The sequence below is a fragment of the Amycolatopsis acididurans genome (assembly GCF_012328925.1).
Lineage (GTDB): Bacteria > Actinomycetota > Actinomycetes > Mycobacteriales > Pseudonocardiaceae > Amycolatopsis_E > Amycolatopsis_E acididurans.
The window spans coordinates 52730-60482 of the sequence record NZ_JAAXLS010000040.1 but is presented as its reverse complement, the minus strand read 5'-3'; the positions used below and the strand labels follow the sequence as shown (position 1 = coordinate 60482).

Below are 7753 nucleotides of genomic sequence, written 5' to 3'. Positions count from 1 at the left end.
TCGGCGACACCACCGCCGTCATCCCCACCATCCGCGGCCGCGCCTTCATCACCGCCACCACCACCTTCCACCTCGACCCCGACGACCCCTACCCCCACGGCTTCGGCGTCGGCTACGCCACCGACGCAGCGCGCCGCGGCCGCAATGGCAAGGACCGTGCATGACGGACAGACGCAATCCCGCGCATGGCGAGGACACCGACCTCGCCATCGCCATCGTCGGCGGAGGACCCCGGTGCCTCGGCATCCTCGACAGCCTGTGCGCCAACGCCGCCGCCCTTCCCCCGGGTACCGGAAAGGTCGTGGTGCACGTCTTCGATCCCTATCCGGTCGGCGGCGGCCGGGTGTGGCGGCGCGATCAGCCCTCGTTGCTGTGGATGAACGTACCCGCCTCGGGCGTGACGGTGTTCGCCGACGAAACGTGCGTGCTCGGCGGGAAACTCCGCACGGGACCGACTCTCGCCGAATGGATCGCCGAACATCGCGCGACGCTGGTCGCCGACCCCGAACTCGCCGAGGAAGCGGCCGCGGCCACGGGCGACACGTTCGTGTCGCGTGGCCTGCAAAGCGAATACCTGCGCTGGGCTTTCGAGCACATCGTGGCCACCGCGCCCGACCGCATCGTCATCGTGCCTCACCAGGACACCGTCACCGACATCGTCGACGGCCCGGTGCAGCAGATCCGGACAGCATCCGGACGATCGATTCCGGCCGACAAGGTCGTGCTCGCCCAGGGCCATCTCGACGACGAGCTCAGCTCGCGGGAAGAGTCCTTCCGCGATTTCGCCGCCGCACACGGCCTGGTCTACGTACCGCCCGCCTACACCGCCGACTGCGACGCGGACGAGGTGCCAGCCGGGGAGAACGTGATCGTCAGCGGGCTGGGTCTGGCCTTCATCGACTGGATGGTGTTACTCGGCGAAAGCCGTGGCGGGAGCTTCGTGACCGATTCCGAGGGCAGGTTGCGATACCGCCCTTCCGGCAAGGAACCGATTCTTTACGCCGGATCCCGGCGCGGCGTTCCCTATCATCCGAAACTCACCCATCCCCTGCGCGGTCCCCGTCCCCCACTGCCGCACTTCTTCGACGTTGCGGCCGTCCTCGATCGGCATCCGGACCCGCGCAGGGCCAATTTCGCCGTCGACCTGTGGCCGCTGGCGTGCAGGGAAATCCTCTACGCTCACTGCCACGAGCTGTTCCACGGACATCCCGAGCGGGTGACCATGACCTGGCCGGAGTTCCTGGAGAAGCTGACCGCGGCGGAATACGGCAGCGCCGAGCTGACCGCGCTGGTCGAGCAGGCCATTCCCGACCCGCACGACCGTTTCGACATGGCGTCGATCGAAACTCCGCTCGCCGGAGCGGATCTCGCCGATCTGCGGGAGACCCACCAGCACGTGACCGACTTCGTGCGAGCACACCTCGCGCGCATCGACGATCCCCGTTGCAGTGTGGATTCGGCGGTCGCACTGGGCTTCTTCTCGGTGTACGACGTTTTCGGGCAGATGGTGCGGGCACGGCAGCTCTCGGCCTCCTCGATCGTGCGCGACATCGACGGCTGGCTGCACGGCCTGTTCAGCCACGTCACGAGCGGCCCGCCGCCGGAACGCCTCGCCCAGCTCGCCGCGATGGCCGACGCCGGCGTGGTCGTGTTCCTCGGCGGCGGTTTGCGGGTTACCGCGGACGCGGAGTCCGGGGTCTTCCGCGCATCGAGCGAAACGTCCGATCGCGAGATCACCGCGCGATGTCTGATCGACGCCCGGCTGCCGCCGGCCGACATCAACCGGACCGTCGACCCGCTGCTGCGCTCGCTCGGCTCCCGCGACGAGGTCACCGACCGTATTTCCGATATCCATAGTGGACGCATCATCGTGGACGAGGGCGGACGGCTCGTCGGCGCCGACGGCCGGGCACACCCCGCGCGATGGGCGGCCGGCCCCTGGGTGGTCGGCGCCGGATGGGCACACGCGTTTCCGCGGCCCCGGCAAAACGCCGGCTTCTTCCGCCAGAACGACGCGCTGGCGCGCGACCTGTTGCAGTTTCCCGGAAATCCCAAGGAGTGTCCGTGACCGGACGAGGCCAAAGAATCCTGCGCTCACTCGCCCTCGCGATCCCGGCGCTGGCACTTGCGGCAGGCTGCTCGGACGCCGACCGGGCGATCCGAGCCTCCGGCTCTCCCGCACCCGCGGTTCAGACCGACGCGGCGGCGCAGGCGCTCGTACCTGCCCCGGTGCGCGAACGGGGCGTGCTGCGGGTCGCCATGATGAACAACTACAAGCCCTACTCGTACAACGAGGCGGGCAAGCAGGTCGGCGTGCTCCCGGAGATGGTCACGGCCGTCGCGCAGACGATGGGGCTCGAGGCCGAGATCACCGCCGTCGACTTCCCCTCCATCCTCACCGGGCTCCAGGCGCAGCGATACGACATCGGCATGGGCGAGTACTTCGTCCGCGAGGATCGCCTGCAGGTCGCCGACTTCGTGACCGAATGGAGCAACTACGACTCCTTCATCGTGCGCGAGTCCGGGGACTACCAGCCCGCGTCGCCGCCGACGTCGCCGGCCTGCCCGAGGCGATCGCCGCCGCCTACCGCGCACTCATCACGAACGGCACCTACAAAGCCATTCACACCACATGGAAGACGGACTACGGGATGATCAGCGACCCGACCGTCTACCGGCTCGGCGACACCCCACCCAGCTACGGGGAATGATCCCGTCTTCCCTGTCACACAAGGAAAGAAAGCGGGCTTCCGCTCTTCCCCCGACTGCGTCCCGACAGTAAAATGTTACCCGTTACCGATTATAAGGAGCTGAGGTGCGATGCGCAGGGCCGATCTCGCGACCATGGGTGCGGAGTGGTTGTCGGCCCGGCCGGGCGCGGTGCTCGACGTGATCGACACGCACACAGCGGGCAATCCCACCCGGATCATCGTCGGTGGAATCCCGCTACCAGAAGAAATTCACGACGTTGCCGGCGCGCGTGCGTGGCTGCGAGAGTCGGCCGGCTGGGTCCGGAGCCGGCTGGTCCACGAACCCCGGGGCGGCGGGCTGACCTGTGCGGTACTCCCCCTGCCCAGCACCGGTCCCGATCACGACCTCGGCGCGGTCATTCTCGAGCCCGGGTCGTACCCGCCGATGTGCGGGCACTGCATGATCGGGCTCGCGGTGGCCGTCGACGAATTCGGCCTGGTGCCGGGAAGCGTCGCGGCCGGGGGCAGGCGCGACATCACGATCAGGACGCCCGCCGGGCTCGTCCGTGCCGGCATCCGCCGCGGTCAGGGCGTGGCCGGCACGGTCGAGCTGACCAACGTTGCCTCCTCGCTCACGCATAGCTGGACCCAGGTGCTGGGTGAGCGCAGGGTGCGGGTCGACCTGAGCTACGGCGGCGACTACTACGCCACTGTGGACGCTGCCGAACTCGGCCTGCCCTTACAGCGCCGATCCGCGCTCGACATCGTCACCTACGCCCGTGAGCTGGCGGCGACCCTGGCCGAAAGCCCGCCGCGGGATCCCCGCACAGGTGAGCTGCTCGACGTGTACCAGGTGATGTTCTACGAGCGGCTCGACGCTCTGTCGTGCCGGGTGGTGGTGGTCGCGCCCCCCGGGGAGATCGACCGTTCGCCGTGCGGCACCGGGTCCAGCGCCCTGCTGGCCCTGCTGCTCAGCCGCGGTGAGCTCGGCGCCGGGGACACCCTGACCACGCGCAGCATCATCGACAGCCGCTTCACGGTACGAGCGTCCGATGTGGACCAGACCGGCGATCATCCGACCGTGACGCCGGTCCTGACCGGAAGCGCTCACGTCACCGGCTTCTCACGGATCGTCGCCGATCCACTCGATGTCCTCGCCGACGGGTTCGAGCTCATCTGACCCACCAGGCACTTCCCTCAGCCACCGACGATCCCGACAGGAGCACCGTGTCCGACCCCAGCCCGAAAATCATCACCCAGCCCTTCATCGGCGGCAAGGTGGTGACCCCGCTCACCGAGGAAACCTTCGATTCGGTCAACCCCGCCACCGGAGAGGTCATCGCCGCGGTGGCCGCGTGCGGGCAGTCCGATGTGGATGCCGCCGTGGCCTCCGCGCGCGACGCCTTCGACAGCGGGATCTGGAGTCGCGCCACTCCCGCCGAGCGTAAGGCCGTGCTGTTGCGCTTCGCCGACCTCCTCGACGAACACATCGACGAGCTGGCGATGCTGGACTCGATCGACGCGGGCAAGCCGATCACCGACTGCCGCACCCTCGACGTGCCCGACGCTATCGGCACGATCCGGTGGTACGCCGAAAGCATCGACAAGGTGTTCGGGCAGATCTCGCCCACCGGGCCCGGCAACCTCGGGCTGATCACCCGTGAGCCGGTGGGCGTGGTCGCGGGCGTGCTGCCGTGGAACTTCCCGATGGCCACACTGTCCTGGAAGATCGGTCCTGCGCTGGCCGCCGGCAATTCGGTGGTCATCAAACCGGCGGAACTGTCGCCGTTCTCCACCCTGCGCACGGCGGAACTCGCGGCGGAAGCCGGTCTTCCCGCCGGCGTCTTCAACGTCGTGCCGGGCCTGGGCCATGTCACGGGCAAGGCTTTGGGCCTGCACCCGGACGTCGATGTCGTCACCTTCACGGGATCGACCGAGGTGGGCCGGCACTTCCTGCGCTACTCGGCCGACAGCAACCTCAAGAAGGTCGTGCTGGAGTGCGGTGGGAAGAGCCCGCAACTCGTACTCGCCGACCAGCGGCACCGGCTGCCCTCGATCGCCGAGGAACTGGCCTCGGCGGCGTTCTGGAACATGGGCGAGAACTGCACCTGCGGCTCCAGGATCCTCGTCCACCGCAGCCTGCGCGACGAGCTGGTGTCCGAACTGGTCACCCAGGTCGCGTCGTGGACCATCGGCGATCCGCAGGATCCGGACACCAAGGTCGGCGCGATGATCGAGGAAGCCCATCTGCGCAAGGTGATGGGCTACATCGAGGCGGGTGTCGCCGCGGGCGCCCGCGTGGCCACCGGCGGGAGCCAGGTCCGGCAGGAAAGCGGCGGCTGGTTCGTGGAACCCACGATCTTCACCGAGGTCACCCCCGAGATGTCGATCGCGCGCGAGGAGATCTTCGGCCCGGTGCTGTCGGTGATCGCGTTCGACACCGAGGAGGAGGCGATCCGCATCGCCAACGACTCGCCCTACGGCTTGGCGGCGTCGGTCTTCACCGACGACATCAACGCAGCGCACCGCGTATCCCGTGCACTGCAGGCGGGGACGGTCTCGGTCAACTGCTACAGCGAAGGCGACATCACGACCCCCTTCGGCGGTTACAAGACGTCCGGCTTCGGTGGATACGACAAGGGCATCGAAGCCTTCGACCAGTACACCGAAATGAAGACCACCTGGTTCGCACTCCGCTGACCAGCCCGCGAGAGTGCAGCGCCGCACTGTCAGCTTCGGTAACACGTTACCGATCACCTTTGGATATGGAGAAACTCATGGCCGTATGGCATGGAATCGTGGTCGCCGCGGCGCTGCCGCTCAACGACGATTTGTCGATCAACTTCGACAAGGTCCAGGAGCATGTGGCGTGGCTCGCCGCGAACGGTTGCGATGGCGTCAGCCCGAACGGCTCGCTCGGCGAGTACCAGGTGCTCACCCCGGCCGAGCGCGCCGACGTCGTGCGCGCCGCAGTGGAAGCAGCGCCCGAAGGCTTCTCGGTCATTCCCGGCACGGGCGCGTACGGCGCCGACGAGTCCCGCCGCTGGGCCGAACAGGCACAGGAAGCCGGCGCACACGGGGTGCTTTCCCTGCCGCCGTCGGCATACCGGGCCGGTGAGGAGGAGGTTGTCGCGCACTACCGCGAGATCTCGAAGGTCGGTCTGCCTGTCATCGCTTACAACAACCCGTTCGACACCAACGTCGATCTCACCCCCGAACTGATCGCGCGCATCGGCGAGTTCGACAACATCGTGGCCGTCAAGGAGTTCTCCGGCGACGTCCGCCGGGCGCACCAGATCCGCAGCCTCGCGCCGCAGATCGACGTGCTCGCCGGCGCGGACGACGTGCTGCTGGAACTGATCCTCGTGGGCGCCGTCGGCTGGATCGGCGGCTTTTCCAACGTGTTCCCGCGGGAGTGCCGCAAACTCTACGATCTCGCCGTCGCGGGCAACCTCGCCGAGGCGCTGCCGCTGTACCGGCAGGTCCACGACGCGTTCGCCTGGGACTCGCGGCACACCTTCATCCAGGCCATCAAGCTCGCGATGGACATGGCAGGGCGCTACGGCGGTCCCGTCCGGCTGCCGCGGCTGCCGCTGGACCCGGAATCCGAAGCCCGCGCTCGCAAGGACTTCGAGCAGGCCTTCGCCGCGTTGTCCGCCACGAACTGAAAGATCTCCCGCCGTGACACTGGTAAGTCGAAGCCCGCAACAACCGGGCGACGTGGTGACGAAGGAACCGGCGACCGAGCCCGCGGCCGTGGCAGCGGCCACGCGCCGCGCTCGCGCGGCGGCACGGGAATGGTGGTCGCAGGGGGCATTTGCCCGTGCCGCCGCCCTCAACGCGGCCGCACGCGGACTCGCCGAGGTGGCAGGGGAACTCGAGGACCTGATCGTCCGGGAAGTCGGTAAGCCACGCGCCGAAGCCCGCGGCGAGGTCGCCCGTTCCCGATCCATTGTGGACTACTACGCGCAGGTCGCACTGCTGCGCACCGGTGACGTTCTGCCGCCCGGTGGAGCGGGCCTGCTCTACACCGAACGCCGTCCCCACGGCGTGGCCGGCCTGATCACACCATGGAACTTCCCAGCGGCGATCCCGCTGTGGAAGGCGTTGCCCGCGCTGGCCGCGGGCAACGCCGTGCTCCTGAAGCCGGCCACTCCGGCACTGGCCTGCGCCCGCCTGCTGGAGTCGGTGCTCGCCGCCGCCCTGCCCGCCGGCCTGTTCCAGCTCGTACCGGGCGGCCGGGAAACCGCGACCGCGCTCATCGACGCGGCCGACGTGGTCTCGTTCACCGGTTCGACACTGGTCGGAAGGCAGGTGTCGGCGCGGGCGAGCGCACGAGGAATCCCGGCGCAGGCCGAAATGGGTGGCCAGAACGCCGCCATCGTCCTGCCCGACGCGCCTGTGGAACACACCGCCGGCGTCCTCGCCGGCGCGGCGATGGGATACGCCGGGCAGAAGTGCACGGCGACCCGGCGGGTCATCGTGGTCGGCGATCCCGCGCCACTGACCGAAGCGTTGCTCGCGGCCGTGCGAGAACTGAAGGTCGGCGACCCGGCTGAGCTGTCCACTGTGGTCGGTCCGGTGATCGGGGACGACGCGGTGGCCGGTGTGCGCGCCGCCGCCGCGAAGGTGCACGAGGCCGGCGGCGAGGTCCTGACCGGCTGGTCCGTACCGGCCGAGGGCAGCTTCGCCGCACCCACGGTGGTGCGCGGCGTGCCCGCCGAGCACGTCGTGAACCAGGAAGAGACATTCGGCCCGATCACCTCCATCCTGCCCGCGGCCTCCGTCGAGGAGGCGGTCCGGATCGCCAACGGCGTGAGCCAGGGTCTCGTCACCTCCGTGCACGGGCGCGATCTCGGCCCTCTGCTCGCGGTCACCCGCGAACTGGACACCGGGATGATCAAGGTCAACGCCCCGACCACGGGTGTCGACTTCCACGCTCCCTTCGGCGGCGAGAAGGACTCCAGCGCCGGGCCCCGTGAGCAGGGACTGGCCGCAGTGGACTTCTACTCGTCGGTCCGTACCGTCACCTTCGCGCCGCCGCCCGCCGCGTGAGCCCCGAA

7 protein-coding genes are annotated in these 7753 nt (G+C 68.9%); all 7 read left to right on the top strand.

Features of this window, described 5'->3' with window-relative positions; translation table 11 throughout:
* The coding region (locus HFP15_RS44215; protein WP_168520851.1) for a proline racemase family protein at nt 1-164 on the top strand (164 nt) is incomplete at its 5' end.
* Nucleotides 161-2068 carry an FAD/NAD(P)-binding protein gene (locus HFP15_RS33130; RefSeq protein ID WP_168520849.1) on the top strand — a complete coding sequence of 636 codons (1908 nt, stop codon included), beginning with the start codon at nt 161-163 and terminating at the stop codon, nt 2066-2068. The genes HFP15_RS44215 and HFP15_RS33130, both read left to right, overlap by 4 nt.
* Nucleotides 2065-2655, top strand: a complete 591-nt coding sequence (locus tag HFP15_RS33125) for a transporter substrate-binding domain-containing protein (protein ID WP_168520848.1) — start codon at nt 2065-2067, stop codon at nt 2653-2655. Before HFP15_RS33130 ends, HFP15_RS33125 begins: the two co-directional genes overlap by 4 nt.
* 165 nt (nt 2656-2820) lie before the next feature.
* Nucleotides 2821-3870 carry a proline racemase family protein gene (locus tag HFP15_RS33120; RefSeq protein ID WP_168520846.1) on the top strand — a complete coding sequence of 350 codons (1050 nt, stop codon included), beginning with the start codon at nt 2821-2823 and terminating at the stop codon, nt 3868-3870.
* 47 nt (nt 3871-3917) lie between these two features.
* A complete protein-coding gene (locus HFP15_RS33115; RefSeq protein WP_168520844.1) occupies nt 3918-5390 on the top strand; it encodes an aldehyde dehydrogenase in 1473 nt (490 codons plus the stop codon).
* A gap of 77 nt (nt 5391-5467) precedes the next feature.
* The gene (locus HFP15_RS33110; RefSeq protein WP_168520842.1) at nt 5468-6358 is read left to right on the top strand and encodes a dihydrodipicolinate synthase family protein; all 891 of its coding nucleotides are present in this window, start codon (nt 5468-5470) and stop codon (nt 6356-6358) included.
* A gap of 13 nt (nt 6359-6371) precedes the next feature.
* Entirely contained in the window at nt 6372-7745 is a 1374-nt protein-coding gene (locus HFP15_RS33105) for an aldehyde dehydrogenase family protein (protein WP_168520840.1), read from the top strand.
* Nucleotides 7746-7753: the final 8 nt, after the last annotated feature.

Coding starts and splice junctions, on each gene's coding strand:
- HFP15_RS33120 (WP_168520846.1), top strand. CDS start 2,821: ATGCGCAGGGCCGATCTCGCGACCATGGGTGCGGAGTGGTTGTCGGCC.
- HFP15_RS33130 (WP_168520849.1), top strand. CDS start 161: ATGACGGACAGACGCAATCCCGCGCATGGCGAGGACACCGACCTCGCC.
- HFP15_RS33110 (WP_168520842.1), top strand. CDS start 5,468: ATGGCCGTATGGCATGGAATCGTGGTCGCCGCGGCGCTGCCGCTCAAC.